22 protein-coding genes are annotated in these 26,112 nt (G+C 63.7%); 8 read left to right on the top strand and 14 right to left on the bottom strand.

The genetic code is table 11. The features are described 5' to 3' along the window. A complete protein-coding gene (gene radA, locus CO731_RS21150) occupies positions 1–1,404 on the bottom strand; it encodes a DNA repair protein RadA (RefSeq protein WP_108608712.1) in 1,404 nt (467 codons plus the stop codon). Between the two features lie 70 nt (positions 1,405–1,474). Beyond that, a complete protein-coding gene (locus tag CO731_RS21145; protein ID WP_108608711.1) occupies positions 1,475–2,971 on the bottom strand; it encodes a replicative DNA helicase in 1,497 nt (498 codons plus the stop codon). Positions 2,972–3,373: 402 nt separating this feature from the next. Here CO731_RS21145 and CO731_RS21140 point away from each other — a divergent pair, with 402 nt between their 5' ends. Further along, on the top strand, positions 3,374–6,043 hold the full coding sequence (locus CO731_RS21140) for an autotransporter outer membrane beta-barrel domain-containing protein (protein ID WP_108608710.1): 2,670 nt from the start codon (positions 3,374–3,376) through the stop codon (positions 6,041–6,043). 33 nt (positions 6,044–6,076) lie between these two features. Here the strand turns inward: CO731_RS21140 and CO731_RS21135 are convergent, their stop codons facing one another. From CO731_RS21135 to CO731_RS21110, 6 genes are all read right to left on the bottom strand, one after another. After that, entirely contained in the window at positions 6,077–6,400 is a 324-nt protein-coding gene (locus CO731_RS21135; RefSeq protein ID WP_108608709.1) for a YnfA family protein, read from the bottom strand. A gap of 70 nt (positions 6,401–6,470) precedes the next feature. Beyond that, positions 6,471–7,760, bottom strand: coding sequence for a cyclopropane-fatty-acyl-phospholipid synthase family protein (locus CO731_RS21130; protein WP_108608708.1), 1,290 nt, complete (start codon positions 7,758–7,760; stop codon positions 6,471–6,473). 144 nt (positions 7,761–7,904) lie between these two features. Next, complete coding sequence (gene rplI / locus CO731_RS21125; RefSeq protein ID WP_108608707.1) at positions 7,905–8,483, bottom strand: 50S ribosomal protein L9; 579 nt, start codon at positions 8,481–8,483, stop codon at positions 7,905–7,907. Between the two features lie 206 nt (positions 8,484–8,689). Further along, entirely contained in the window at positions 8,690–8,938 is a 249-nt protein-coding gene (rpsR, locus tag CO731_RS21120) for a 30S ribosomal protein S18 (protein WP_018427106.1), read from the bottom strand. Further along, positions 8,938–9,426: a 30S ribosomal protein S6 gene (gene rpsF / locus CO731_RS21115; protein ID WP_108608706.1), complete on the bottom strand. Its 489-nt coding sequence runs from the start codon at positions 9,424–9,426 to the stop codon at positions 8,938–8,940. Before rpsF ends, rpsR begins: the two co-directional genes overlap by 1 nt. A 306-nt stretch (positions 9,427–9,732) precedes the next feature. Next, a complete protein-coding gene (locus CO731_RS21110; RefSeq protein WP_199914643.1) occupies positions 9,733–11,589 on the bottom strand; it encodes an LTA synthase family protein in 1,857 nt (618 codons plus the stop codon). A 441-nt stretch (positions 11,590–12,030) separates the two neighbouring features. Between CO731_RS21110 and fabD the strand changes: the two genes are divergently transcribed. From fabD to gmk, 7 genes are all read left to right on the top strand, one after another. Further along, the gene (gene fabD / locus CO731_RS21105) at positions 12,031–12,972 is read left to right on the top strand and encodes an ACP S-malonyltransferase (RefSeq protein WP_108608704.1); all 942 of its coding nucleotides are present in this window, start codon (positions 12,031–12,033) and stop codon (positions 12,970–12,972) included. Between the two features lie 53 nt (positions 12,973–13,025). After that, entirely contained in the window at positions 13,026–13,763 is a 738-nt protein-coding gene (gene fabG, locus CO731_RS21100; RefSeq protein WP_108608703.1) for a 3-oxoacyl-[acyl-carrier-protein] reductase, read from the top strand. A gap of 197 nt (positions 13,764–13,960) precedes the next feature. After that, the gene (locus tag CO731_RS21095) at positions 13,961–14,197 is read left to right on the top strand and encodes an acyl carrier protein (protein WP_055978681.1); all 237 of its coding nucleotides are present in this window, start codon (positions 13,961–13,963) and stop codon (positions 14,195–14,197) included. A 29-nt stretch (positions 14,198–14,226) separates the two neighbouring features. Beyond that, entirely contained in the window at positions 14,227–15,489 is a 1,263-nt protein-coding gene (fabF, locus tag CO731_RS21090; protein WP_108608702.1) for a beta-ketoacyl-ACP synthase II, read from the top strand. 108 nt (positions 15,490–15,597) lie between these two features. Continuing rightward, positions 15,598–16,800, top strand: a complete 1,203-nt coding sequence (gene mltG / locus CO731_RS21085) for an endolytic transglycosylase MltG (RefSeq protein ID WP_108608701.1) — start codon at positions 15,598–15,600, stop codon at positions 16,798–16,800. Positions 16,801–16,863: 63 nt separating this feature from the next. Next, complete coding sequence (locus CO731_RS21080; RefSeq protein WP_108608700.1) at positions 16,864–17,754, top strand: YicC/YloC family endoribonuclease; 891 nt, start codon at positions 16,864–16,866, stop codon at positions 17,752–17,754. Positions 17,755–17,757: 3 nt separating this feature from the next. Then, positions 17,758–18,411: a guanylate kinase gene (gmk, locus tag CO731_RS21075; protein WP_108608699.1), complete on the top strand. Its 654-nt coding sequence runs from the start codon at positions 17,758–17,760 to the stop codon at positions 18,409–18,411. Between the two features lie 11 nt (positions 18,412–18,422). On the opposite strand, the gene rsmA is transcribed toward gmk, so the two are convergent. From rsmA to lptF, 6 genes are all read right to left on the bottom strand, one after another. Beyond that, positions 18,423–19,259: a 16S rRNA (adenine(1518)-N(6)/adenine(1519)-N(6))-dimethyltransferase RsmA gene (rsmA, locus tag CO731_RS21070; protein ID WP_108608698.1), complete on the bottom strand. Its 837-nt coding sequence runs from the start codon at positions 19,257–19,259 to the stop codon at positions 18,423–18,425. Then, a complete protein-coding gene (pdxA, locus tag CO731_RS21065; RefSeq protein WP_108608697.1) occupies positions 19,256–20,278 on the bottom strand; it encodes a 4-hydroxythreonine-4-phosphate dehydrogenase PdxA in 1,023 nt (340 codons plus the stop codon). The genes rsmA and pdxA overlap by 4 nt, the downstream gene beginning before the upstream one ends. Before the next feature lie 3 nt (positions 20,279–20,281). Then, on the bottom strand, positions 20,282–21,217 hold the full coding sequence (locus CO731_RS21060) for a peptidylprolyl isomerase (RefSeq protein ID WP_108608696.1): 936 nt from the start codon (positions 21,215–21,217) through the stop codon (positions 20,282–20,284). Positions 21,218–21,337: 120 nt separating this feature from the next. After that, the gene (locus CO731_RS21055; protein ID WP_108608695.1) at positions 21,338–23,716 is read right to left on the bottom strand and encodes an LPS-assembly protein LptD; all 2,379 of its coding nucleotides are present in this window, start codon (positions 23,714–23,716) and stop codon (positions 21,338–21,340) included. A 13-nt stretch (positions 23,717–23,729) separates the two neighbouring features. Continuing rightward, the gene (lptG, locus tag CO731_RS21050) at positions 23,730–24,818 is read right to left on the bottom strand and encodes an LPS export ABC transporter permease LptG (RefSeq protein ID WP_199914496.1); all 1,089 of its coding nucleotides are present in this window, start codon (positions 24,816–24,818) and stop codon (positions 23,730–23,732) included. Next, positions 24,815–26,014 carry an LPS export ABC transporter permease LptF gene (gene lptF, locus CO731_RS21045; protein ID WP_108608693.1) on the bottom strand — a complete coding sequence of 400 codons (1,200 nt, stop codon included), beginning with the start codon at positions 26,012–26,014 and terminating at the stop codon, positions 24,815–24,817. The genes lptG and lptF overlap by 4 nt, the downstream gene beginning before the upstream one ends. Between the last annotated feature and the right edge of the window lie 98 nt (positions 26,015–26,112).

Below are 26,112 nucleotides of genomic sequence, written 5' to 3'. Positions count from 1 at the left end.
TTAGTCCGTCTCTTCCGCTCGGCTTCGTCTTGAGCCGGCTATCCGCGCCACCAGATCCGCGAGTGCGGTCGGCTGGAACGATCCGGCCCCGATTCCACCTGCGATGTCCCCACTGCCGGCGGGCAGGACTGCCCTTCCGAAGCCCAACTTTTCGGCCTCTTTAAGGCGTTGCTGCGCATGCGCAACCGGCCTCACGGCGCCAGAAAGGCTGATTTCGCCGAAATAGACGCAATCAGCGGGCAGGGCAAGACCGGTGAGCGAGGAAACCAGTGCGGAAGCGACCGCCAGATCGGCAGCCGGCTCGGAGATGCGGTAGCCACCGGCGACGTTGAGATAGACGTCGTGCTGGCCGAATCGGACGCCGCAATGGGCCTCGAGCACGGCGAGGATCATCGACAGCCGCGACGAATCCCAGCCGACGACCGCACGACGTGGCGTACCCAGCGTGGAGGCAGCGACGAGGGCCTGGATCTCGACCAGCACCGGCCGTGTGCCTTCGATCGCGGCGAAGACGGCGGCTCCCGGTGCCTTGGCATGGCGCTCGCCCAGGAACAGTTCGGACGGGTTGGCGACCTCGCGCAGGCCCTTGTCGGACATCTCGAAGACGCCGATCTCGTCGGTCGGGCCGAAGCGGTTCTTGACGGTGCGCAGGATGCGGAAGTGGTGGCCGCCTTCGCCTTCGAAATAAAGAACGCCATCGACCATGTGCTCGACGACGCGGGGACCGGCGATCTGGCCTTCCTTGGTGACGTGACCGACAAGCACGACGGCGGCACCCGTCGACTTGGCGTAGCGGATCATCGCCTGGGACGAGGCGCGCACCTGGGTGACGGTGCCGGGGGCTGAATCAGCGAGGTCGGTCCACAGCGTCTGGATCGAATCAATGATGACCAGGTCCGGCCGCTTGCCGTCGGCAATGGTGGCCAGGATGTCTTCGACATTGGTCTCGGCAGCGAGCTCGACCGGCGAGGAGGCGACGCCGAGGCGCTGGGCACGCAGCCTGATCTGGGCGACGGCTTCTTCACCCGAGACATAGACGACGCGGTGGCCACGCGACGCGAGTGCCGCCGCCGCCTGGGTGAGCAGCGTCGACTTGCCGATGCCGGGATCGCCGCCGATGAGCAGCGCCGAGCCGCGAACGAAGCCGCCGCCGGTGGCGCGGTCCAGTTCGCCGATGCCCGAGACGATGCGCGGTGCGTCCTCGATGTCGCCGTCGAGCGAGGTCAGCGTGACGGGGCGGCCCTTGCGGGCGCTCTTGAGCGCGCCCGGGCCGCTGCCGATGCCGCCGGAAGTGCCTTCCTCGACGAGCGTGTTCCACTCGCCGCAGGAATCGCATTTGCCGGCCCAGCGCTGGTGCGCTGCGCCGCAATTCTGGCAGATGAACTGAACGCGCGCTTTAGCCATGGGTGCGATGCAATACTGATTGGGATGGGTCGAGCCCCTTGGCGGGAAGAGGCGCTGCGTTTGACAAGGCCTACTGTTCTCCAAACCTCTCCGGCAGGTGATGCTCGGGCGCGAGGTCGAAGAAGCGGGTGAATTCGCCCTGGAAGCCGAGGCTGACGGTGCCGGTGGGGCCGTGGCGCTGCTTGGCGACGATGACCTCGGCCTTGCCACGCACTTCGGCCATGTCGCCTTCCCACTTGATATATTCGTCGGTGCCGGGTTTCGGCTCCTTGTTCTTGAGGTAGTACTCCTCGCGATAGACGAACAGCACCACGTCGGCGTCCTGCTCGATCGAGCCCGATTCGCGAAGGTCGGAGAGCTGCGGACGCTTGTCGTCGCGGCTTTCGACCTGGCGCGACAGCTGCGACAGCGCGATGATCGGAACGTTGAGCTCCTTTGCCAGCGCCTTGAGGCCGGTGGTGATTTCGGTGATTTCCTGCACGCGGTTCTGCGACGACTTGGCCGATGAGCCCTGCATCAGCTGGATATAGTCGATGATGATGACGTCGAGGCCGCGCTGGCGCTTGAGGCGGCGGGCACGCGCGGCGAGCTGGGCGATCGAGATACCGCCGGTCGAATCGATGAACAGCGGAATCTTCTGCAGCGTCTGGGTGCAGCTGACCAGCTTTTCGAAATCGGCTTCGGTGAGATCGCCGCGGCGGATCTTGGAGGAGGGCACTTCGGCCTGCTCGGAAATGATACGGGTGGCGAGCTGTTCGGACGACATTTCGAGCGAGAAGAAGCCGACGACGCCGCCGTTCTCGGCCTTGAACGAGCCGTCTGCCTGCTGCGCCGGGACATAGGCGTGGGCGACGTTGAAGGCGATGTTGGTGACGAGCGAGGTCTTGCCCATGCCGGGGCGGCCGGCAAGCACGATCAAGTCGGAAGACTGCAGGCCGCCCATGCGGGCGTCGAGATCGTGAAGGCCGCTGGCAACGCCAGACAGATGGCCGTCGCGCATATAGGCGGCGCTGGCCATGTCGATCGCGGTCTTGACCGCATCGGAGAAGCTTTCGAAGCCGCCGTCATAGCGGCCGGTCTCGGCGAGTTCGAACAGGCGGCGCTCGGCATCCTCGATCTGTTCGGACGGCGACATGTCGACCGGCGCGTCATAGGCGATGTTGACCATGTCCTCGCCGACGGTGATCAGCGCACGGCGCGTGGCAAGGTCATAGACGGCGCGGCCGTAGTCGGAGGCGTTGATGACGGTGACGGCATTGGACGCAAGGGCGGCCAGATATTGCGAGACCGTCATGTCGCCGACCTTCTCGTCGGCGGGCAGGAAGGTCTTGATGGTCACCGGGTTCGCCATCTTGCCCATGCGGATCAGCTCGGACGAGACCTCGAAGATCTTGCGGTGCAACGGCTCGTAGAAATGGGTCGCCTTGAGGAAGTCGGAGACGCGGTAGAAGGCGTCGTTGTTGACCAGCATCGCGCCGAGCAGCGCCTGCTCGGCCTCGATGTTGTTCGGGGCTTCCCGGTAGAGCGGGGTTTCCGCCACTTCGAATTTGCGTGCTGCCTCAGCCAATGTCTTCCCCGTCCGTTGCCGAGCAACTGCAGTACCAGAGCCGCGCCACAAACCGTCCATCGTCATTTCAACTGACGCCCACTATTCACACTCGTCCACAGGGACGGCCGGTGCGATGACGGATTCCGGTTGACGCGAATCGGTGCGATTCTAGCTGTGTATCGACAGGAACAGAACAGGAATATGTAGCCGATCGCTGCATTTACCAAGAAAGTGTCCAGAACAATCCAAGGGTAGTTTGTATACATAAGGTGGTTGATTTTACTCGGTTATGCGATGATCCTTGACTTTCGACGGCATACGCCTCGCGATGCGGCACATGGCGATGCATATGCTGGAAGGGCACCAGTGGCCGAAACGCGCTCTGCTGCGGCGTCGGCCTGCCCTGCTTGAGGAGGCAACATGCGCATTTTTCATCCGGCACCGGCGCGATTCGGCTGGCTGGCATCCACCGCCATGCTTTTGTTGGGTTCGACGCAGGCAGGCCTTGCCGCCTGCGACCTGACGCCGACCGCCGGCAACAGCATTTATGTCTGCGACAGTGGTGTCAGCGGAGGGCTGACCGACACCAACGGCACCAACACGCTGACCATGCCGGGTGGTGGTGCCGGCACGATCAATGGCAACGTCGTATTTGGCGGTTTTGTCGACCGCGTTGAGGTCCACAGCGGCGCCATCACAGGCAACGTCCAGCAAGGCGGCGGAAGCGACGACTTCCTGATGAGCGGCGGCCAGATCCAGTCGCTCAGCCAAGGTGATGGTCTCGACACATTCTTCATGTCTGGCGGCCGTATCGTCGATTTCTTCGAAGATGGCGACACGGCATACATGACCGGCGGCCGCATCGGTCGCGTCAACATGAAGCTCGACGACAACCTGTTCGATATGTCTGGCGGCACGATCGACAAGAACCTTGTGACCGGCTTCGGCAATGACACCATCATCCTTTCAGGCGGTACGATCGGCGGCAACATCAGCGTCAGTGGCGGCACCGATAGCGTGACAGTGACAGGCGGCTCCGTCGGCGGCAGCGTGCTGCTGAGCGTCGGCGCGGACACTTTCACCTGGGACGGCGGCGGTATCATCTACGGCACTGTCGATCTTGGCGGTGACAACGACACGGCAATGCTCAGCAATCTCAGCAACGCCAACATCGGCGCGACTGTTGCGGTCAATGGCGGGGACGGCACGGACGGCCTGACTTTCGACAATGTATCGGCAGCCGGCATTGCGCGGTTCCAGAATTGGGAAATGATCGACGCCACCAACGACACCGAACTGACCTTCGACGGCAATCTTGTGCTCGGCGACGCCGGTACCGGAACCGGCACGCTGACGGTCGATGCCACCAGCACCCTTTTCGGCGGTGGTCAAAATGCAAGCGTGCTGGCCGTCAGTGGGCTGGCAAACGTCATCAATGCCGGCCGCATCGACTTGACCAATGGCGGTGGTGGCACTGGCGATACGTTCACGATCAATGGCAACTACCAGGGCAATGGCGGACTGCTGTTCCTCGACGCTATGCTCGGCAGCGACGGCTCGGCCTCGGACAAGCTGGTGATATCCGGTGGCACCGCGACGGGCTCGACCGGCATCGAGATCGTCAATGCCGGCGGTGCCGGCGGATTGACTGTCGCGGATGGCATTCTGGTGGTCGAGGCGATCGGCGGTGCGACGACCGGAGGTGCCTTCGCGCTTGCCAGTCGAGTGGCCGCCGGCGCCTACGAGTATATGCTGTTCAAGGGCGACGCTGCGGGTGCAGGCCAAAACTGGTATCTGCGCTCGACGATGTCCTCGACCAGTCCCGAGCCAGCGCCGGGGCCTTCTCCGATCGAACCGAACCCTCAGCCTGCGCCCGTCGATCCCGAAACGGCACCGCCGCCGCCGACGTCGGCGCTACCGCCGGTGCTGATTCCGGGCGAGGGCGATCCTGTTACCCCGCCCACTGACCCGACCCCGCCGGTGCTGCCGGGGGATACGCCGCCCGAAGCACCGCCAGTACCACCGGTTACCGGCGAGCCGACGCCGCCTCCGCCGACCGAGACGCCGCAATTGGTGCTCAACCCGGCCGAGTCGGCACCGCTGCCCAATCCCGAACGGCTCGAAGGAGGAGCGATGCCGCTCTTCCGTGGCGAGGTTCCGACCTACGCGGTGATCTCGCCACTCGCGCACTACCTCGCCATGACGACGCTGGGCACATTCCATGAGCGCCGCGGCGAGCAGCCCGAAGTACAGGGTGCCGGGCAGATGCCGGCTGCATGGGGGCGTGTCTTTGGCCAGAGTGTCGATATGTCCTGGACCGGAACCCTGACACCGAGCTTCGACGGCACGCTGTTCGGCATGCAGGCCGGCCTCGACATCTATGGCTGGGAAACGGATAGCGGCCATCACGACCGTATCGGCCTGTTTGTCGGCCACACGCGCATCAGCGGCGACGTGAAGTCGCCGACGATCGCCGGGCCGGTAGCCGATTTCGGCGATATCAACGCGAACGGCACCAGCCTGGGTGCCAATTGGACCCATGTCGGCCCAGGCGGCTGGTACCTCGATGCCGTGCTGATGGGCACCTGGTTCGGTGGCGATGTCACCTCCAGCGGCGGCGAAAACCTCGACGTCGGCGGAACCGGGGTCACTGCTTCGCTGGAGGGCGGTTATCCCATCGCGCTGACGCCGGAGTGGACACTGGAGCCGCAGGGCCAGCTGGTCTGGCAACATTTGTCGCTTGACGACCAGGCCGACAGCTTTTCGACGGTGTCCTTCAATTCCGACGATGTGCTGACCGGTCGGCTGGGCGTGCGGTTGCAAGGTCTCTTCCAGACCGAAGCCGCGACGCTGAAGCCGTACCTCAAGGCTAACATCTGGCATGAATTCGACGGTGAGGGGGGCATCAGCCTCGGCGGCGACCCGATTGCCGTCGAGACCGGCGGGACGTCAGTCGAGTTCGGCGGCGGCGTGATTGCGAAGCTGAGCGAACAGACCAGCATGTTTGCCACCGCTGACTACACCACCAATATCGGCGGCGAGAAGAAGCGCGTCTTTGAAGGCAATGTCGGTCTCAGCGTCAAATGGTAAGGGGCGTCGACGCCGGCCGCTCTGTGATCCTGCTCAAGCCCCGCGTGGCGCCAGCAGGATGATCGAGGCGCCGGCGATGCAGACTGCGGCGCCGATGATGTCCCAGCGATCCGGGCGTACGCCTTCGGCAAGCCACAGCCAGCCCAGCGACGCCGCGATGTAGATGCCGCCATAGGCGGCGTAGGCGCGGCCCGCGGCATTGGCTTCGACCAGGGTCAGCAGCCATGCGAAGGCGATCAGCGAGATGACGCCGGGGATGAGCCACAGGGCCGACTTGTCGAGCCGCCACCATGCCCACAAGGCAAAGCAGCCGGCGATTTCGGCAAGAGCTGCGGCAGCATAGATGGCGTAGGTCATGAAAAAGGCCCGGTGCGAATGGCAACGGGCCTATCTCCTACGACGGCCGGGGCCGAGGCAAGGGCGAGTTTCACTCCTTGTCGCCAACCTTCCCGCGACGGGTGGTCTTGCTCGCCGGCGTCGTCTCGCGATGCGCCATCTCGTGCATGGCGAGCGCTTTCTCGCACTTGCCGACGTAGTCGCGGGTCAGCGGCAGCGTGTCGTTGCGATGGGTGAGCTGGATCTGGAATACCATCAGGTCCTGCCAGCGGAAGGCGGCTTCGGAAGCCGCGAGATAGAATTCCCACATCCTGCAGAAGCGCTCGTCATAGATCGCCTTGGCCTTGTCGCGATTGGCGGCGAAACGCTTGCCCCAGTGCTTCAGCGTCTCGGCATAGTGAAGGCGCAGGATTTCGACGTCGGTGACCATCAGTCCCGACTTCTCGATCGCCGGCAGCACTTCCGACAGGGCAGGGATATAGCCACCGGGGAAGATGTATTTGCGGATGAAGGCGCTGGTCGCCGTCGGCGGGCCGAACCGGCCGATCGAATGCAGCACCATCACGCCATCGGGTTTCAGCCGCTTGGCGACGTTGTCGAAGAAGGTGCGGTAATGGTTGACGCCGACATGCTCGAACATGCCGACCGACACGATGCGGTCGAAGCGCTCGACCAGATCGCGATAGTCGCGGATTTCGAAGTGGACGTGGCCGTCGAGCCCTTCGGCCTGGGCGCGTTCAGTCGCCACCGCGTGCTGTTCGGTGGAAAGGGTGACGCCCAGAACCTGCGCTTCGAACGAGCGCGCCAGGTAGAGCCCGAGGCCCCCCCAGCCAGAACCGATGTCGAGCACCGACTGGCCTGGCTTGAGCCGCATCTTGGCGGCGATATGCGCCTTCTTGGCCAGTTGGGCCTCTTCCAGCGTCATTTCGGGGTCGGCGAAATAGGCGCAGGAATATTGCATGTCCTTGTCGAGGAAGAGCCGGTAGAGGTCGCCCGAAAGGTCGTAGTGACGCTCGACGTTGCGTTTCGCCCGCGCCGCAGTGTTGACCTGCTGGAAGCGGCGCAAGGCCACTCGCAGGCCTTCGATGGCGCGTGACCAAGCGGCATCGACCGTGCCGTTGCCGAGATTCTGGAAGGCGATCCGCATGAAGCCGAAGATGTCGCCCTCGACGATGTCCATCTCGCCGTCCATGTAGGCCTCCGGCACGGCCAATGTCGGATCGAAGGTAATGGCCCGTTCGGCTCGCCGCGTTCGGATCAGCATGTGGACGGGTTCGCCGCTGCCGTCGCCGAAGCGATGCGGTCGGCCATCGGGCCCGGTGACGGTCAGGTTTCCTGTGCGTACGAGTTTTGCGAAAATGCGCTGCAGCAACACGTTCATGGGCAATGCTCGCGATGTGTCAGTCCTATTGTCAGAAGCTGGTAACTAGCGCGGGCACGTTCAAGTTCCACCTGGCACAAAAAAACCCGGGTGTTTCCACCCGGGCTTGGTCCAGAAAACTGGATCTGACAACTGAGGCTGAGATCAGCCCTCGTCGCCTTCGCCGTCTTCGTTCGGATCAAAGAAGCTGTCCGGACGGGCGTTTTCGTTGATGTCGTCGCCGTAGATGGCTTCGGCAGTGGTCAGCGTCTCGCCCTTCGACTGACGCTCGGCTTCGTCGGCCGTGCGCGCGATGTTCAGCGTGATGGTGACTTCGACTTCGGCGTGCAGCGAGATCGCCACGTTGGTCAGGCCGATGGTCTTGATCGGCTGGTTGAGCTCGACCTGGTTGCGTGCAACCGTGAAGCCTTCGGCGGCCAGCAGGTCGGCGATGTCGCGGGTCGAGACCGAACCGTAGAGCTGGCCGGTTTCACCAGCCGAGCGGACGGTCACGAAGGTCTTGCCGTCAAGCTTGTCGGCAACCTGCTGGGCTTCCGACTTGCGCTCGAGGTTGCGGGCTTCGAGCTGGGCGCGCTGGCCTTCGAACTTCTTCTTGTTGGCTTCGTTGGCGCGGAGCGCCTTGCCCTTGGGCAGCAGGAAGTTACGGGCAAAGCCGTCCTTGACCTTGACGGTGTCGCCCATCTGGCCGAGGCGGGAAATGCGTTCGAGGAGAATGACGTCCATTTTCCTTGTCCTTTCGTTGGCTGCAAAGGCAGCGAATAAAATTCAACGGGCAAGGAAGCAGGGAAGGGCGTTGCCGCCGGTTTCGCTGTCCTGCCTGTCGCGGCAGTTAGGTCCTCTTTGGAGGTCCAACCCGGGATTTGAAATTCGCCCGACCGCGCCCGTCGCGGGGGGAGGAAGCGGGCAGCGAACCGCCCGCTTCGGATGTCTTACTTCACCACGTAGGGCAGCAGGCCGAGGAAGCGGGCGCGCTTGATCGCCTGGGCGAGTTCACGCTGCTTCTTCTGGCTGACGGCGGTGATGCGCGAAGGAACGATCTTGCCGCGCTCGGAAATGTAGCGCTGCAGCAGACGCACGTCCTTGTAGTCGATCTTCGGAGCGTTGGCGCCGGAGAACGGGCAGGTCTTGCGGCGGCGATGGAAGGGACGACGGGTCGGGATCTGATTGATGTCGACCATTATTCTGCACCCCCTTCAACACCTTCGCGCGGACGGCGCGGGCCACGGTCACCACCGCCATCGCGGTCGCCGAAGCTGCGCGGGCCGCGATCACCACGGTCACGATCGCCGAAGCTGCGCGGACGGTCGCCGAAGCCACCGCGTTCGCCACGCTCGGAGCGCTCTTCGCGCTTCTGCATCATGGCGGAGACGCCTTCTTCATGCGCCTCGACCTTGATGGTCAGGAAGCGCAGGATGTCTTCGGACAGGCCCTGCTGGCGCTCGACTTCCTTGACGGCAGCCGACGGAGCGGTGATGTCCATAAGCGTGTAGTACGCCTTGCGGTTCTTGTTGATGCGGTAGGTGAGGGACTTCAGTCCCCAGTTCTCAACCCGGCCAACCGATCCACCAGCTGCAGTGATGATACCCTTGTAGTGTTCGACAAGTGCATCGACCTGCTGCTGCGAGAGGTCCTGGCGGGCAAGAAACACATGTTCGTAAAGAGCCATAGTTTTTGCCTTTCTTCGTTTCCATCTTCCGGTCCCGGCGGCTAGAGCCTCTGCGACCTCCCTGATCCGTCGAAGGCCTAAGCCATCTCAGGAGAAGAAAGGAGCACGACGAGACGGTCGAGAGCGGAGACACGGGAGGCGGAAGCGTTTTCGCTTCACGCGGCGGCTTTCGAGAAAACCTCCGGCCCTCCGTTCAGCCCCCAGCTGGGACCGGCAGATGGCGGGCGTCTACAGGCAAAGTGCCTTCAAGGCAAGGGGCGGGACCAAGAAACCCGCCGAAATCGGCCCTTTCGGCGGCTTCGGGCCTCAGCCCAGAGCCTCCGGACGCAGGAACAGGGGCGAACGCGTGCGGTCGGCAACCACCTTGTCGACCGTCTCCGGGAAGAACGGCTTGGCGCCGCGGCGCTTGCCGAACATCATGTCGTATTGCAGCCAGCGGTAATCGCGGATCGACGGGTCGATCTCTTTCTGGCGCGACCAGTCGAACACCGACTCGCCGGCCTTCGGCAGAAGCACGTTGCGGTCAACGACGCGGAAGCGTTCGTGCAGGTCGCCGAGGAAGCCGGTGTAGTAGGGGTGGCTGATGCCGGCGGTCTCGAGCACGTGCAGCGGCAGGAAGGCCGGGCTGATCGAGCCGATGTTTTGCGCAGCACCCGTCCGGTTCGACCATACGACCAACGGCGTCTCGTGCTGGACCAGCATCTCGCCGATCGCCGCTTTGCGCTTGGCGACAGGCTCGTTCATGAAACCGGTCTCGACATAGACGGGGCCGAGCGGCGGCAGGTGGTCGCCGAAGAAGGCGATCACGGTCGGGCGCTTGCGCTTGCTGGCCCAGTCCATCAGGCGCTTGAGGCTGCGGTCGGCGTCCGATGCACCTTCGGCATAGGTCAGGATCGATTCGCGTGCCCAGGATGACGTTGCCGCCTCGACCTTGTGGGTGGTGTCGCTGTAGCGGTTCGGCTCGTAGGGGCCGTGGCTCTGCAGCGAGACCGCAAAGAAGAAGAACGGATGCTCGGTCGCATCGGCCTCGCGGATGATCTCTTCGGTCAGAGCGGCGTCGGACACCAGCGGCCCGCGCTTTGCCAGCAGCGGCAGGTTTTCCTCCGACATGAACTGGTCGAAGCCGAACGCCTTGTAGACGGGCGCGCGGTTCCAGAACCAGCCGCCGAACGGGTGGATGGCCTTGGTCTCGTAGCCTTCGCTCTTGAAGAACGTGGCAAGCGACGGCACCGGCGCGCGGACATATTGCTGGTAGGGAATCGAGCCGGCCGGCAGGAAGGCGTTGGAGAAGCCGGTCAGCGCCTCGAACTCGACATTGGCGGTCATGCCGCCGAATTCCGGCGAAAAGACATGGCCGGACTGGGCCGCGCGCACGTTTGCGATCGGATCGGGCGTGATCGAAACGCCGGGCAGGCGCGTCGGATCCCAGAAGGATTCGCTCATCACGATGATGACGTCGGGCTTTTCCTCGGGCAGGACGGCGGCGGCCTGGTCCGGCCGGGCGATGGCGTCGACAGCCTTTTCGGAATAGCCGTGCGGCGCCTTGACCTTGGCCATCGGCACGTTGAGCGCAAACGCGATGGCAAAGCCGTTGGAATTGTAGTTTTCCTTCTGGTCCCACATCATCGGGATGATCTGGAGACGGTCGCGCGTCCACGAGAAGGTCGCGTAGTCCATGATCGAGACGAAGAAGGCGAGGGCCGGAATGGCGATGGCGAGGCGCGAGATGCGCGCCCAGAACGTCAGCGCCGGCATGCGGCGGCGCCAGTAGCGCCAGGCAAGGACGAGGAGCGCAATGCCGGTGACGAGGCCTACGACGATGCCGACGCCGGCCATCGGGCGCTCGCGCACCAGCAACGGCATCAATTCGACGATCTGTCGGGCATAGAGAAAATCGGTCGGGTAGAGTGGGTCGCCGAGATAGAGCGACTTCTGATGCCCGACAAAGGCGAGCAGCAGCGCCACGGGTGCGACGATCAGCAGGCCGTTATGCGGCCGGCCGAGCAAGGCATCGAGGCCAACCAGCAGCAGCGCAAAGAGCGCCACCGTGGTCCAGCTCGGCTTGAACGGCTGCTGGAAGAAATTGAGCGTGTCGACGAAGGAGCCGCGCGCGATGTATTCGATGGCGAAGACCAGCACCGCCGAAACGGCGAGCGTGACCATCACCGAGCGCAGTACGCCCAAGGCATAGGCACGCCGGTCGGACGCGGTCTGCTTCGCGTCCTCAACACTCCTTGCGGCCTTATCGACTACACTTCCCAACTCGACTTCCTCGGCTTTATGACGGCCTCATCATGCAGCGGTCACCTGAACGTCACCTGAACGTCATCAAACTGTCATGCAGAAGCTAGGGCTTATGGCAAAATTGAGAAGCGTTGGCCAACAAATCGTGTTTCGGCTTAATCATGTGTGATTTTCGGCCCGTTTCGGGCCCCGGGACGCACAAGGCTTGACTTGACAGGGCGCATTGCGCCAGAGCCACAGCGATCCGGAGTGCCCGACGTTCCCTGGGGCGGCACGCGTACTTCGGTTTGTTATGTCTGCGCATCGCGCCGAAAGGGCCGGAATGGCCTGAGGCGATGCGCCAGCAGCCAGGAGACGAATATGGCCGTTGCATTTACTTTTCCAGGGCAGGGCAGCCAGGCCGTCGGCATGGGCAAGGAACTGGCCGATGCTTTCCCGGAAGCGCGACGCGTATTCGAGGAGGTCGATGACGCACTTGGCGAAAAGCTGTCGAAGCTGATCTGGGAAGGCCCCGAGGAAACGCTGACGCTGACGGCCAATGCCCAGCCGGCGCTGATGGCTGTTTCGATGGCTGCATTCAGGGCGCTCGAAGCACGCGGCCTGTCGCTCAAGGACAACGTCACATATGTCGCCGGCCACTCGCTGGGCGAATATTCGGCGCTTGCTGCCGCAGGGTTCGTTTCTGTGGCCGACGCTGCGCGGCTGTTGCGCATTCGCGGTGATGCCATGCAGGCCGCTGTACCTGCCGGGCAGGGCGCCATGGCTGCGATCATCGGGCTCGAGCAGGCCGATGTCGACGCGGCTTGCGCCGAAGCAGCCGAGGGTTCGGTCTGCCAGGTCGCCAACGACAATGGCGGCGGCCAACTGGTCATCTCCGGCGAGAAGGCGGCGGTCGAACGCGCGGCCAAGCTGTGCACCGAAAAGGGCGCCAAGCGCGCGCTGATGCTGCAGGTCTCCGCGCCGTTCCATTCCGCGCTGATGGCACCGGCTGCCGAGAAGATGCGCGAGGCGCTTGCCGGCGTGAAGAAGCATGCGCCGATCGTCCCGGTCGTCGCCAATGTCTCGGTCCAGCCGATCACCGATCCTCAAGAGATCGCCGCCCGCCTCGTCGAACAGGTGACCGGCCGCGTCCGCTGGCGCGAGACCGTCGAATGGTTCGGCAACAACGGCGTCACCACGCTCTACGAAGTGGGCGCCGGCAAGGTGCTCTCGGGCCTCGCCCGCCGCATCAACAAGGACATAGCCACGGCCGCGGTCAACAACCCGGCCGACGTCGAGGCGGCAATCGCCGCGCTCGTCTAAACATACTGTGACCCCACCCGTGTGAAGGGTGTGCTCTGGAAGGGATTGGAAAAATGCTCGATCTGACCGGCCGCAAGGCACTCGTCACCGGCGCTTCAGGTGGCATCGGCGAGGAAATCGCCCGCATCTTGCACGCGCAGGGCGCCATCGTCGGCCTGCACGGCACCCGCGTCGAAAAGCTCGAGGCCCTGGCCAACGAGCTCGGTGACCGCGTCAAGCTGTTTCCGGCCAACCTCGCCGACCGCGACGAGGTCAAGGCGCTGGGCCAGAAGGCCGAGGCCGAACTCGAAGGTGTCGACATCCTGGTCAACAACGCCGGCATCACCAAGGACGGCCTGTTCGTGCGCATGTCCGACGCCGACTGGGACTCGGTCATCGAGATCAACCTGACGGCGATGTTCCGCCTGACGCGCGAGCTGACGCATCCGATGATGCGCCGCCGCCATGGCCGCATCATCAACATCACCTCGGTGGTCGGCGTCACCGGCAACCCCGGCCAGACCAACTACTGCGCCTCGAAGGCCGGCATGATCGGCTTTTCCAAGTCGCTCGCCCAGGAAATCGCCACCCGCAACATCACCGTCAACTGCGTCGCCCCCGGCTTCATCGAATCGGCAATGACCGAGAAGCTCAACGACAAGCAGAAAGAGGCGATCATGGCTGCGATCCCGGCCAAGCGCATGGGCACCGGCAAGGAAGTTGCTTCGGCCGTCGCCTACCTCGCCTCCGACGAAGCTGCCTACGTCACCGGCCAGACAATTCACGTCAACGGCGGCATGGCGATGATCTGATTGGGCCGATTGGCCGGGATAACTGGCCCTTTTGCCTTGGACGCGGTCAAGATTTCGTGTATTGCCGCGCTCCATCAGGTGGCCGGACCGAAGACGGACCGCTGCCCGAGCGCTTGGGAAAGCGTAGATTACTGCTTGATTAGCGGCATTCCGCCCGCTAACGAAGACCTAACAAACACCAGACTGAGGATGCCCACATGAGTGACACCGCAGAGCGCGTCAAGAAGATCGTCATCGAACATCTTGGCGTCGACGCCGACAAGGTGACTGAAGCTGCAAGCTTCATCGACGACCTGGGCGCGGACAGCCTCGACACGGTCGAGCTCGTTATGGCGTTCGAAGAAGAATTCGGCGTTGAGATCCCCGACGACGCGGCCGAGACCATCCTCACCGTTGGCGACGCCGTGAAGTACATCGACAAGGCTTCGGCCTGAGCGATCGCGAATTGTCAGGGATGCCTGCGATGAGGCGTGTGGTTGTCACGGGCCTTGGCCTGCTTTCACCGTTCGGCATGGGCTACGAGCACGGCTGGAAAGAGCTTCTTTCCGGCCGTAGCGCCGCAAGGCGGATCACGGAGTTCGAGGTCGAAGACCTCCCCTGCAAGATCGCCAATGTCATCCCTAGGGGTGACGGCACGAACAATACCTTCAATCCCGAAGCAGTCCTCGAACCCAAGGAACTGCGCAAGATCGGCGACTTCATCCTCTACGGGATCGCGGCCGCAGACGAGGCGTTGAAGGATTCGGGCTGGGCGCCCAAGACACCGGACGAGCAGAACGCCACCGGCGTGATGATCGGCTCGGGCATCGGCGGCATTGAGGGCATCGCCGAAAACGCGCTGATCCTCAAGGAACGCGGGCCGCGCCGCATCAGCCCCTTCTTCATTCCCGGTCAGATCATCAATCTAGTTTCGGGTCAGGTCTCGATCCGGCACGGGCTCAAGGGCCCCAACCATGCCGTGGTCACGGCCTGCTCGACCGGCGCGCACGCCATTGGCGACGCAGCCCGCCTGATCATGTTCGGCGATGCCGACGTGATGGTGGCGGGTGGCGCGGAATCGCCGGTGGCACGCCTGTCGCTTGCCGGCTTCGCCGCTTGCAAGGCACTGTCGACCGGGCGCAACGACGACCCCGAAAAGGCCTCGCGCCCTTATGACAGCGACCGCGACGGCTTCGTCATGGGCGAGGGCGCAGGCGTCGTCGTGCTCGAAGAGCTCGAACACGCCAAGGCGCGCGGCGCCAGGATCTATGCCGAGGTTGTCGGCTACGGCCTGACGGGCGACGCACATCACATCACGGCTCCGGCCGAGGATGGCGACGGCGCGTTCCGCTGCATGACCGCCGCCCTCAAGCGCGCCAACCTGTCGCCGGCGGATATCGATTACATCAACGCCCATGGCACCTCGACCATGGCCGATACGATCGAGCTCGGCGCCGTCGAGCGCCTCGTCGGCAATGCCGCCTCGAAGGTCTCGATGTCGTCGACCAAGTCGTCGATCGGCCACCTTTTGGGTGCCGCCGGTGCTGCCGAGGCGATCTTCTCGATCCTCGCCATTCGCGACAACATCGTGCCGGCAACGATCAATCTCGACAATCCCGAGCGTGAGACGGCCATCGATCTCGTGCCGAACAAGCCGCGCGCCCGGCAGGTCGACGTCGCCTTGTCGAACTCCTTCGGCTTTGGCGGTACCAACGCCTCGCTGGTCTTCCAGCGCTACAACGGCTGACAACTCTGTGGGAAGGGGGCGGTAAACGCCCTCTTTGCCGCGATTTTTGCCACATTCGGCTCTAGTCTCCCGGCGGGGATTCGACGCAAGAGGGAGTGGCGAGGCAAAATGAGCATGAATACGCCAGGTCAAGGGGAAGGTGCCGCGCGCGCCGCACCGGCAAATCCGATCGTTCCTAAGACAGCGCAGGAAGCGCTGCGGCCGGAAATCGGCACGCCGCCGCCCAAGCGTTCGCGTGCCTCGCGCAACCAGATCGTCGTGTTCATGAATTTCGTGATGTCGACGGCGGTGCTGGTGATCCTCGCCGGCGGCGCAGCCCTCTATTTTGGCAAGCAGGAATTCAACGGCGAGGGCCCGTCGGCGGTCCCCAGCACATTCCTGGTCAAGGAAAAGACCGGCGTGCAGGACATCGCCGACCAGCTCGAGCGGCGCGGACTGATCAGCGATGCGCGCATCTTCCGGATGGGCGTGCGCGCCTACGGCAACGACGGCTCGCTGAAGGCAGGCGAATACGAAATCCAGGCCGGCGCTTCGATGCACGAGATCATGGAGCTCCTGAAGAGCGGCAAGTCGGTGCAATACTCGCTGACGATCCCGGAAGGACTGACCGTCGAGCAAGCCTGGAAACGCATTGCCGAACAAGAGGCTCTTACCGGCGACATGCCGACGGAGAAGCCGGCCGAGGGCACGCTTGCCGCGGATACGCAGCGCTTCACCCGCGGGCTGACGCGCCAGCAGATCATCAACAAGATGCTGGCCGACCAGAAGGAACTGGTCGAGACCATCTGGCAGCGCCGTACGTCCGACCTTCCGTTGGCCGACATCAACGAATTCGTGACGCTGGCGTCCATCGTCGAGAAGGAAACCGCCCGCGGCGACGAGCGCTCACGCGTGGCCGCCGTCTTCATCAACCGCCTCAACAAGGGCATGCGGCTGCAGTCGGATCCGACGATCATATACGGCATCTTCGGCGGCAAGGGTAAGCCCGCCGACCGGCCGATCTACCGCTCAGACATCGACAAGCCGACGGCGTACAATACCTATACCATCAAGGGCCTGCCGCCGACGCCGATTGCCAATCCGGGCAAGGCTTCGCTCGAGGCGGTGGCCAATCCGTCCAAGACCAAGGACCTGTATTTCGTGGCTGACGGTTCGGGCGGGCATGTCTTTGCCGAGACGCTGGACGAGCACAATGAGAACGTCGCGCGCTGGCGCGCCTTCCAGCGCAAGGTCGTCGAGGACGAGAAGGCAGCCGGCGAGGCCGACCCGGCAAAGAAAGACGCCACGACGACGAACGCCGTCAAGAAGTAGGACAGGCTCGCCGCGCGGCCATCGGGCGCGCGTGGCGCAACAAGAACAGGGACGCGCTGCCAGATGAACCTGCAGAGCATGACAGGCTTCGCCCGCGTCGCGGCCGAGCATGACGGAACCGCCATCGCCTGGGAGGTGAAGTCGGTCAACGGCAAGAGCGTGGAAGTGCGACTGCGCCTGCCGCAGGGCTTTGAACGTCTCGAGCCTTCGGTACGCCAGGCCATCCAGAAGCGCTTTTCGCGCGGCAACGTGCAGGCAACCCTGACAGTGAGCCGCGCCAGCGGCTCGATGGTCCAGCCCGTCATCAACGAAGTGTTTCTGCGCGACGTCGCCGAACTCGCCAACCGGCTGGTTACGCAATTTGGCGCGGCGCCGGCGAGCGCCGACGGGTTGCTGGCGCTGCGCGGCGTCTTCGATGTGCCCGAGGCAGTCGAAACCGAAGAGCAGCGCGCGGCGATCGATGCGGCGATCATAAATTGCCTGGAGACTGGTCTTGTCGGCCTCGTCGAGGCGCGCAAGGCCGAGGGCGAGGCCCTGCGCGGGCTGTTGTCGGGCCATATCGCGACCATCGAGGCGCTGACGCTGCGGGCCGAGGCCGATCCGTCGCGCGAACCGGCGCAAATCCGCCAGCGGCTCGCCGAGCAGGTGCGTCTGCTGCTCGAGGCATCGCCGGCGCTCGACGAGGCACGGCTCAACATGGAGGCGGCGTTTCTCGCCACGAAGGCCGATATTCGCGAGGAAATCGACCGGCTGAAGACGCATGTCGCCTCGGGACGCACGCTGATATCTGGCGGTGGCGCAATCGGCCGCAAGCTCGATTTTCTGGCGCAGGAATTCAATCGCGAATCGAATACTCTATGTTCGAAGTCGAACGCCGCCGCAGTGACCGCCATCGGGCTGGAACTGAAGGCCGTGGTCGACCAGTTTCGCGAGCAGGTTCAGAATCTGGAGTAGCGCATGAGCGCCGAGAACCCTTCAAACGCCATCAGGCGGCGCGGCCTGATGCTGGTGCTGTCTTCGCCGTCGGGCGCAGGCAAGTCGACCATCGCGCGTAACCTGCTGGAAAGCGACCCCGGCCTCGAGCTGTCGGTCAGCGTGACGACCCGCGCTCGCCGCGGCAGCGAGATCGACGGCTTGCACTATCATTTCCGCTCGATGCGCGATTTCGAACGGCTGCGCGACTCCGACGCTCTGCTCGAATGGGCCGAGGTGCATGGCAACTACTATGCCACGCCGCGCGAGCCGGCCGAAATTGCCATGGCGCAAGGTCGCGACATGCTGTTCGACATCGACTGGCAGGGTGCCGAGCAGCTCAAGGAGAAGATGCGGGCCGACATCGTCTCGATCTTCATCCTGCCGCCGTCGATGGGCGAACTGAAGGCGCGCCTGCGCCGCCGTGCCGAGGATCAGGATGCGGTGATCGAGACAAGGCTGCACAACGCCCGTGTCGAGCTCGAGCACTGGCGCGACTATGACTACGTCGTCGTCAACGACGACCTCGACAAGGCCTTTGCCTCGGTCAAGGCGATCGTCACCGCCGAGCGCCTGCGCCGCGACCGCAGGCCGGGATTGTTCGATTTCGTTTCGAAGCTGCTCGACGAGAAGGTCTGAGCGACGGGCGCTCAGACCGCCTTTGCCAGCGCCACGAACTCCTCGACGCTGAGCGTCTCGGCGCGGCGGGTCGGGTCGATGCCGACGGTTTCCAGGAGTCTTTCGCCGCCCATGCTTTTCAGGCTCTGGCGCAGCATCTTGCGGCGTTGGCCGAAGGCCGCCTCGGTGACACGGCCAAGTACCCTCACATCGGCTGGCAGAGGCACCTGACGCGGTTCCAGGTGTACGACGGACGAAGTGACCTTCGGTGGCGGGGTAAAGGCCTGTGGCGGCACATCGAAGGCAATGCGTGCGTCGGTGCGCCAGCCGGCGAGAACACCGAGGCGGCCGAAGGCCGGGCTCGCCGGTTTCGCCACGATGCGTTCGGCGACCTCGCGCTGGAACATCAAGGTCAGCGATTGATAGAACGGCGGCCAGTCCTGGACGGTGAGCCAGCGGACGAGCAGTTCGGTGCCGATGTTGTAGGGCAAGTTGGCGATGATCTTTGTCGGCTCGCCGCCGGCGAGCGCGGCGAAATCGGTCTTCAGCGCGTCGCCCGAGACCACTTCCAGCCGCTCCGGATAATGGTTGGAAATCTCGGCCAGTGCTGAGAGGCAGCGTTCGTCGCGCTCGATGGCGATGACGCGCCTGGCGCCGTTCATCAACAGCGCCCGTGTCAGCCCGCCGGGGCCGGGGCCGACTTCGATGACGGTCACACCGGTGAGATCACCGGCAGCCCGCGCCACCTTGCTGGTCAGGTTGAGGTCGAGCAGGAAATTCTGGCCGAGCGCCTTCTTGGCCTGCAGGCCGTGGCGCTCGATGACGTCGCGAAGCGGCGGCAGGCCGTCGATGCTGGTGGCCGCACTCATGATGACTTGCCCCCAACGTCCGCCAGCCGGCGCGCCAGCTTCAGCGCTGCGATCAGGCTGTCTGGCCGGGCAATGCCCTTGCCGGCGATGTCGAAGGCGGTGCCGTGGTCGGGCGAGGTGCGGATGAAGGGCAGACCGAGCGTGACGTTGACCGTCTCGTCGAAAGCCAGCGCCTTGGCCGGGATCAGTGCCTGGTCGTGATACATGCAGATGGCGGCGTCGTAGCCGGCGCGGGCGCGGGCATGGAACATGGTGTCGGCGGGCAGGGGACCGAAGACGTCGATACCTTCCGCCTTCAGCGCCTCGATCGCCGGGCGGATGATGCGTTCGTCTTCATGGCCCATCGCACCGCCTTCGCCGGCATGCGGATTGAGGCCCGAAACGGCGATGCGCGGCCTGGCGATGCCAAAACGTGTGCGCAGGTCATGCGCGGTGATGCGGGTGGTCTCGATGATCGCCTCGGTCGTAAGCGCCCTCGGCACGTCGGCAAGCGCGATATGGATGGTGACGGGCACGGCGCGAAGCTCCGGCCCGGCAAGCATCATGACCGGCATGACGGCGGAGCCGGTCCTCTGGCTCGCGAGGTGGGCGAGGTATTCGGTATGGCCGGGAAAGCGGAAGCCGGCGTCATAGAGCGGCTTCTTGGCGATCGGGCAGGTGACGACGGCAGCGGCGCGGCCCTCGAATGTGTCCATCACGGCACAGTCGATCGCCTCGATGATGCCGGCGGCGTTCTGCTTGTCGGGCTGGCCCGGCGCGTCGACCAGCGCAGCGGACAGCGGCACGACCGGCAAGGCATCTGCGAACTGCCCGGCAGCATTGGCCGGGTCGGCTTCGGCGATCTGGATTTCGACGCCCAGCGCCAAAGCGCGTGCGGCGACCAAAGCGGGGTCGCCGAGGAGATAGAAGGCAGGCACATCCGCTTCGTTGCGCAGCCGCCAGGCGGCAACTGCGATTTCGGGGCCGATACCTGAGGGATCGCCAACAGTCAGCGCCAGAGGGGCGCCATGCGAGCCCACGACCTAGCGGTTGACGATGCGAGCCTTGGCCCGCAGTTCTTCGATGTACTTCTTGCTGAGCTCGTCGGCTTTTTCGTTGCCTTCCTTACCGAGCCCTTCGGCCTGGAAGACCATCTGCGCGACCTTGTCGTCGGACACTTCGCGGGCGCTGCAAACGCCGATGAACTCGACGCCACGGTCGGTCTCACGCACCGGGGTTGCGCCGCCAGCCTTGAGCTTCTTGATCTGGTCGGCCCATTCCGGCGGCAATTGCGGTGCAAGCACGCGGCCGAGATCGCGCACGGTCACGTCGAGCAGGCCCCTGGCGAATTCGCGCGTCTGCTCGCAACCGTTGAAGCGGCCACGCATGGCATCCGCCTCGCGCTTGCGCTTGCCGATGGAGCCGCGCTCGGATGCCGGCACGACGAAGATCACCTGCTGCAGCATGTATTCGGTGGCGCTCGGCTTGGCGCCGCCCTGCTGCAGCATGCGCCGGACGGCGTCCTGCTCGCTGGTGCCGCCACCGCCGCTGCCCTCGGCGCGGAAGCGGGAACTGAGCGCCTGGTTCCAGCCCATCTGCGTGCGGATGTAGTCCTTGAAATGGCTGCTCGTCACGCCGGCCTGGGCCAGGATCTGGTCCATTTGGGCGGGCTTGAGCTTGTTGGAACCGGCAAAGCGCGCATAGGCGTCGTCGACCTGCTTGTCGGAGATGCGGATGTTGAGCCGCTTCATTTCGGCCTGGCGCAGCGTCTGCTCGATCATTTCCTCGCCGGCATTGCCTTTGCGCTTCTGCAGCTTGAGGAACGCGGCGCGGCGCTGGATGTCGTAGCTGGTAACCGGCACGTCGTTGACGATGTATTTGATCTCGCTCGCCTGGGCCGGCGGCGCATAAGCGGTCATCGAGAGCGACGTTGCCGCCACGAGCAGGGCGAGGCCTGCCGAAAAGAGGTGCTTCCGCATCGATAAAGTCCCGTTCAAACCCCAGATCCGAGCATTGCCCGAATGCATGTTGCCCCGTCCAATGGCCGCGTTATGCGGCAAAACGATGTCAGGTCGCCCCGGCATCGTTCTCTGGCTGCCTTAGAAACTGTTCTTCGCCGTACCGAGATCGCCGAGCGTGCGGAACGAAATGTTGAAGCCTACGGAGCGTGTGACGTCGTCAGGATCGTTGTGATCGCGGCTTTCGGCGTAGGTCATCATGTAGGTGAAGCACTCATCGTCATAGGCGAAGCCGACACCGTTCTTGACGAGCAGGTCGCTCTTGATGTCGTAGGTGCCGGAACCAAACACCCGCCATTCGTCGTTGAAGCGCGCCGTGGCGCCGAGCGTGACCTCGTGACGGTCGTCCTTGAAGCCATAGAGCGGCTGCGCATCGATGAAGGCGTAGCGGGCCGAAACGGCGATCGGGCGCGCATCGAGGCCGACCTTCATTTCGGCGCGGCGGACGTCGAGGCTCTGCTCATCGAAGCGGCCGCTGACCGAGGCCGAGAAGCCGTTCGGGCTGGCGATGCCGGCAAGCGCCACATAGTCGGACGTATCGGTTTCCAGGCCGGAATAGGCGCCTGCGTTGACCAGATCGGGCGCGGCAAACGAGTTGTCGCCGGCGAGTTGGTAGGACTGGCCGAAAAGCGCGTTGGTGGTCCAGCCGTTGCTGTAGCTGCCGGAATAGCGCAGGCCGATATTGGCGCGCGTCCCGCCTTCCATGCGGTCATAGCCCGAGAACTTGTCGCGTTCGAACAGCGACGCCGCGTCGAAGACAAAGCTCTGCGCATCCTCGTTGGGGATGCCGAGCCCGCCGATGGCGCTCTCGCTCGGGCGGGCGAAGACCTGGGCCATCGGTTCGAGCACATGAGTCGAGCTCGTCGACGAGAACAGCACCGGCCAGCGCAGTTCGAGACCGAGCGTCGCCATGTAGCGGAACAGCGATGAGCGTACGTCTGCCGCAACGCCAATGTCCGGATCGAAGGCCATGTTGTTGATGGCGTTCAGCGAGGCGCTGGAGGCGTCGAGGTAGCTGCCGTCGGCGCGGAAAGCCATCAACGGTGTAACCAGCAGGCCACCTTCGGTAACGATCGTGCGTTTCCACTCGGCTTCGGCGGTGATGCGGCTGGACGTTCCTTCGAGGCCGTGAATTGTCGGGCCGTTCAAACCTGGTATCGCGGAATCGAGCTCGGTGCGGCGGATGACGCGTGCATTGAGGTCGAACGACAGTTCGCCGCCGGCCAGCGGCGCGTCGGGAATGTAGGCGTAGTCGAGCGACGGCAGCACCCAGGGCTGCTTGTCGGCACGTGCATCGGGATCGCTATCGAGGGCTTCTTCCTGGACCTGGAAGCGCATGGCGCGCAGGTCGAAGTAGTTTCGGTCGTTGAGGCCGGTGAGATAGACCTCGGAACGATGCGTGCTGTCGGCGAAACCCTCGATGCCGTAGGTGCGCGAGAAATTCTTGTCCGACTGGGCGAGGATGTCCCAGCCGAAGGCCCAGCGCGGATTGAGGTCGAAACGGCCCTTGGTGCCGACCATGCCGCGCAACTTGTTTTCGTCGCCGGTAGGCCCGCTGTCGACGGTGTTGGCGTCGAACTTGTCGGGGTTCATCTGGTGGATGCCGGCGATCTTCAGGCTGTATTGGCCATTGTTGAAGCGCTGGCGCCACTCGGCCTCGCCGAGGAAGCCCTGGCGGGTGTAGCCGGTACCCTTGACGGTCAGGTCGTAGGTCGGCGAGAGCGCGAAATAATAGGGGATCGAAACCCCGACGCCGAGCTCGCTCTTGTAGCTGATGCCGGGCATCAGGAAGCCGCTCTTGCGCTTCACCGTCGGGTCGGCGATCTCGAAGGCGGGCAGGAAGGCGATCGGGAAGCCGAAGAACTCGAAATTCGAGTTTTCGAAACGGACGGTCTTCTTTTCGCCGTTCCAGATAATCTTCTGAGCCTTGATGCGCCAGATTGGCGCCTTGTCGGGCTTTTGCTCGCAAGGTTCGCAGGCCGTGTAGACGCCGTTGTTGAACGTCGTCAGGATGCCGCCTTCGCGCTTGGCGCTCTCGGCCGCAAAATAGGTCTTGTCGACGGTCTCGACGCGCAGGGCGTTGACGAAGCCGTCGGCGAAGTCGTCGGTGATGTCGATCTCTTGCGAGAAGATCTTGGTGCCGTCGGAATTGACGATCTCGACATTGCCGCTGGCGATCAGCCGCGACGTCTTGCGGTCATAAGTGACGCGCTGGGCGACGAGGCGGTTGCCGGCATAGTCGATCTGCACGCCGCCGACGGCGGTGACCGTCTGGACGTCATTGTCATAGACCAGCGTGTCGGCCTCGAGCAGCATCTGCGAGCCCTCGGGCACGCTTGGCGCGAGATCGGCGATGGTCTGGGCGTAAGCTGGTGCGAACGGAAGCGCGCATGCAAACAGGCATGCAAGCGCAGTCGCCCCGAATAGGCGTGCCCTGCGGGCAGTCCTGCGGTTGGCCATTGCGCCCCTCACACTAACCATCCTCGTTGTAGAGCAGGAAAGTCACCCCGAAAAACATTGCTACGACAACTGGAAGCCACGCCGCAATATAAGTCGGCACGAATCCCGCATTGCCAAATGCTTTGACCAGAACCGAAACGACATAAAGCAGAAAGCCGGCGACGACGCCACCCAGAATCATCGTTCCAGACTGCCCCATCCTCGCAAATCGCATCGACACTGTTGCAGCAATGAGCGTCATCGCGACCAGCAGGAAGGGAAGTGCGACAAGTGAATGAAATTGCATGGCAAAAGCATTCGCCCGGAGCCCGAAGGACCGTGCCACTTCGATTTTCGACGGAAGCTGGAAAAAAGGAATGGTTTCGGGCCGCGCCAGCCGCTCCTGGACGAATTCCGGCTTCAGATTCGTGGGCACCTCGGCGGTGGCTTCGGAGGTGAAGTTCTCGCCGCCCCTCATGCTGCGAACATTGACAAGTTCCCAGTGACCGTCACGCAGATAGGCGCGCTCGGCATCCTTGCGTTCGACCATGTTGCCGTCGGCGTCAAAGACGAAAAACACTGCGTCCGACAGTTCCATCCCCTGATTGAGAACCGCCCGGGCGCCGATGATGACCTCGGTGCCGTTGGCTTTCTGGCGCAGCCATGGCGCCGAAAATGCCGAAACCGAATTGGACTGGCGTGAGCGAAGCTCCGACTCCAGCGACTCCGAGTGCGAGAAGCCGTAGGCCGCGATCGGGTTGAGCACGCCGACCGTGATGAAGCCGAAGAGCAACGCGCCGAGGCAGCATGGCAGCAGGAACTGCCATGCCGAAATACCGGCGGCGCGGGCAATGACCAGTTCATAGCGCCGGTTGAGCGACACAAGCGTTGCCATGGCGCTGAACAGTGCGACGAACGGAACGACCTGCAGCATGATCATAGGCACGCGCAGTGCAGAAACAGTCAGGGCGATGCTGAACTTGAAGCCCGGCACGCCGCCGGCATTGTTCGAGAATTCTGTGACGTCGATGATGAAGATGAGCGCGAAAATGCCGATGAAGAACCACGCTGTGATGGTGGCGTAGCGAAAGAAGAAATAGCGCCCGAGCGTCCAGCCCATCATGCTGCTCCCTGACGCGGAGCACCGCCGCTGAACCGCAGGCGCAAAGCCGTGAGTTTTTCGCGGATCTGCGCCACCACGGACGCGATCCGGTCGGCGACCGAAACCGGCAGTTCCATGCTGCGGTTGGTGCGGATGAACCAGATGGCAATCAGCGACGTGGCGATGGGCACGGCGTAGACTACATAGCGGACCCACGCCACCGTCTCGGCCTTGCTGCCGGCGAAGAAGCCAAGCCAGCGGAAGAACAGCGCGATGGTGATGGCGGTGACAAGCGGATGGATGCGCGCTTCACGATGTGATCGCGCGTCGCCTGCCACGGCCAGCGCTATGAGGGCAAAGGCGATCGGGTAGAGCCACTCGGTGAACCGGCGGTCGAGTTCGGCGGTAAACAGCCGGGGATTGCGCTGGTAATATTTGTCGCTTGGCGAGGGGTTCATCAGGTAAGCCGTCGAGCGATCCTTCGGCTGCATCGTGACTTCCTTCGCAGCAGCGGAGAACTCGCTGAGGTCGAATGCGTAGGAATCGAAGCTGATCACCGACACTTCGCCGCCTGGCGCCTTGCGGTGGATCACGCCGTCATTCATCACCAGCATCTGCTTGCTGTCGCGCTCCACGAAGGAGCCGTCCTTGGCGTAGTAGACGAGATCAATGTTGGGTTCGCGAGAATCGGCGACGAAGATGCCGCCAAGGCCGCCATTTGGCAGGCGCTCGCCGACCTGGACGAAGAGACCCTCGTCGACCTTGCGGAACGTGCCTTCCTGGATGATCAGCGACAAGAGATCTGCGCGCGAGGTCGCGATCAGTTCGCGGTTGCGCTGGCGCGCCATCGGATCCGCGATGTTGTGGACCAGGAAGGCGAACAGGCTGGCGCCGATGGCCAGGATGAGGATGGGCCGGATCACGGTCATCCGCGAAGCGCCGGCGGCGTTGAGGATTACAAGTTCGGAATCGCTGTTCATCGAGCTTAGCGTCAACGCCACCGCGATTGTCACCGCAAAAGGCACGACGATCGGAATGAGGGTGGGCAGGATAAGGGCTGCGACCTCAAAGAAGGTCAGCGCCGACTGGCCGCTGTCGGTGACGAGGTCGATTCGCCCGAGCACCTGGGTGGTCCAGACGATCACCAAGGTCCAGGTCAGCGCCGCGATAAAAACCGCGAACGCACGACGCAGGATGTAGCGCTCAACAACCTTCATCGATGATCAGGATTCCGTGTTTCCGACTTGGCCGGCCGACGGGACGTCGAGTGACCGGCAGGTGTCTAAGGTATAGTCCAAGGCAAGCCGGCACAACC

It is taken from the genome of Aminobacter sp. MSH1, from assembly GCF_003071665.1.
GTDB classification, from domain to species: Bacteria; Pseudomonadota; Alphaproteobacteria; order Rhizobiales; family Rhizobiaceae; genus Aminobacter; species Aminobacter niigataensis.
Note: the sequence above shows the minus strand (reverse complement) of the source record. Positions and strands in the feature narration are given on the sequence as shown.

Bases quoted from the DNA above. Each gene is read 5' to 3' on its own strand.
- radA (WP_108608712.1), bottom strand. From the start codon at position 1,404: ATGGCTAAAGCGCGCGTTCAGTTCATCTGCCAGAATTGCGGCGCAGCG.
- CO731_RS21140 (WP_108608710.1), top strand. From the start codon at position 3,374: ATGCGCATTTTTCATCCGGCACCGGCGCGATTCGGCTGGCTGGCATCC.
- CO731_RS21135 (WP_108608709.1), bottom strand. From the start codon at position 6,400: ATGACCTACGCCATCTATGCTGCCGCAGCTCTTGCCGAAATCGCCGGC.
- CO731_RS21130 (WP_108608708.1), bottom strand. From the start codon at position 7,760: ATGAACGTGTTGCTGCAGCGCATTTTCGCAAAACTCGTACGCACAGGA.
- rplI (WP_108608707.1), bottom strand. From the start codon at position 8,483: ATGGACGTCATTCTCCTCGAACGCATTTCCCGCCTCGGCCAGATGGGC.
- rpsR (WP_018427106.1), bottom strand. From the start codon at position 8,938: ATGGTCGACATCAATCAGATCCCGACCCGTCGTCCCTTCCATCGCCGC.
- rpsF (WP_108608706.1), bottom strand. From the start codon at position 9,426: ATGGCTCTTTACGAACATGTGTTTCTTGCCCGCCAGGACCTCTCGCAG.
- CO731_RS21110 (WP_199914643.1), bottom strand. From the start codon at position 11,589: ATGGTCACGCTCGCCGTTTCGGCGGTGCTGGTCTTCGCCATCGAATAC.
- fabD (WP_108608704.1), top strand. From the start codon at position 12,031: ATGGCCGTTGCATTTACTTTTCCAGGGCAGGGCAGCCAGGCCGTCGGC.
- fabG (WP_108608703.1), top strand. From the start codon at position 13,026: ATGCTCGATCTGACCGGCCGCAAGGCACTCGTCACCGGCGCTTCAGGT.
- CO731_RS21095 (WP_055978681.1), top strand. From the start codon at position 13,961: ATGAGTGACACCGCAGAGCGCGTCAAGAAGATCGTCATCGAACATCTT.
- fabF (WP_108608702.1), top strand. From the start codon at position 14,227: ATGAGGCGTGTGGTTGTCACGGGCCTTGGCCTGCTTTCACCGTTCGGC.
- mltG (WP_108608701.1), top strand. From the start codon at position 15,598: ATGAGCATGAATACGCCAGGTCAAGGGGAAGGTGCCGCGCGCGCCGCA.
- CO731_RS21080 (WP_108608700.1), top strand. From the start codon at position 16,864: ATGAACCTGCAGAGCATGACAGGCTTCGCCCGCGTCGCGGCCGAGCAT.
- gmk (WP_108608699.1), top strand. From the start codon at position 17,758: ATGAGCGCCGAGAACCCTTCAAACGCCATCAGGCGGCGCGGCCTGATG.
- rsmA (WP_108608698.1), bottom strand. From the start codon at position 19,259: ATGAGTGCGGCCACCAGCATCGACGGCCTGCCGCCGCTTCGCGACGTC.
- CO731_RS21060 (WP_108608696.1), bottom strand. From the start codon at position 21,217: ATGCGGAAGCACCTCTTTTCGGCAGGCCTCGCCCTGCTCGTGGCGGCA.
- CO731_RS21055 (WP_108608695.1), bottom strand. From the start codon at position 23,716: ATGGCCAACCGCAGGACTGCCCGCAGGGCACGCCTATTCGGGGCGACT.
- lptG (WP_199914496.1), bottom strand. From the start codon at position 24,818: ATGATGGGCTGGACGCTCGGGCGCTATTTCTTCTTTCGCTACGCCACC.
- lptF (WP_108608693.1), bottom strand. From the start codon at position 26,014: ATGAAGGTTGTTGAGCGCTACATCCTGCGTCGTGCGTTCGCGGTTTTT.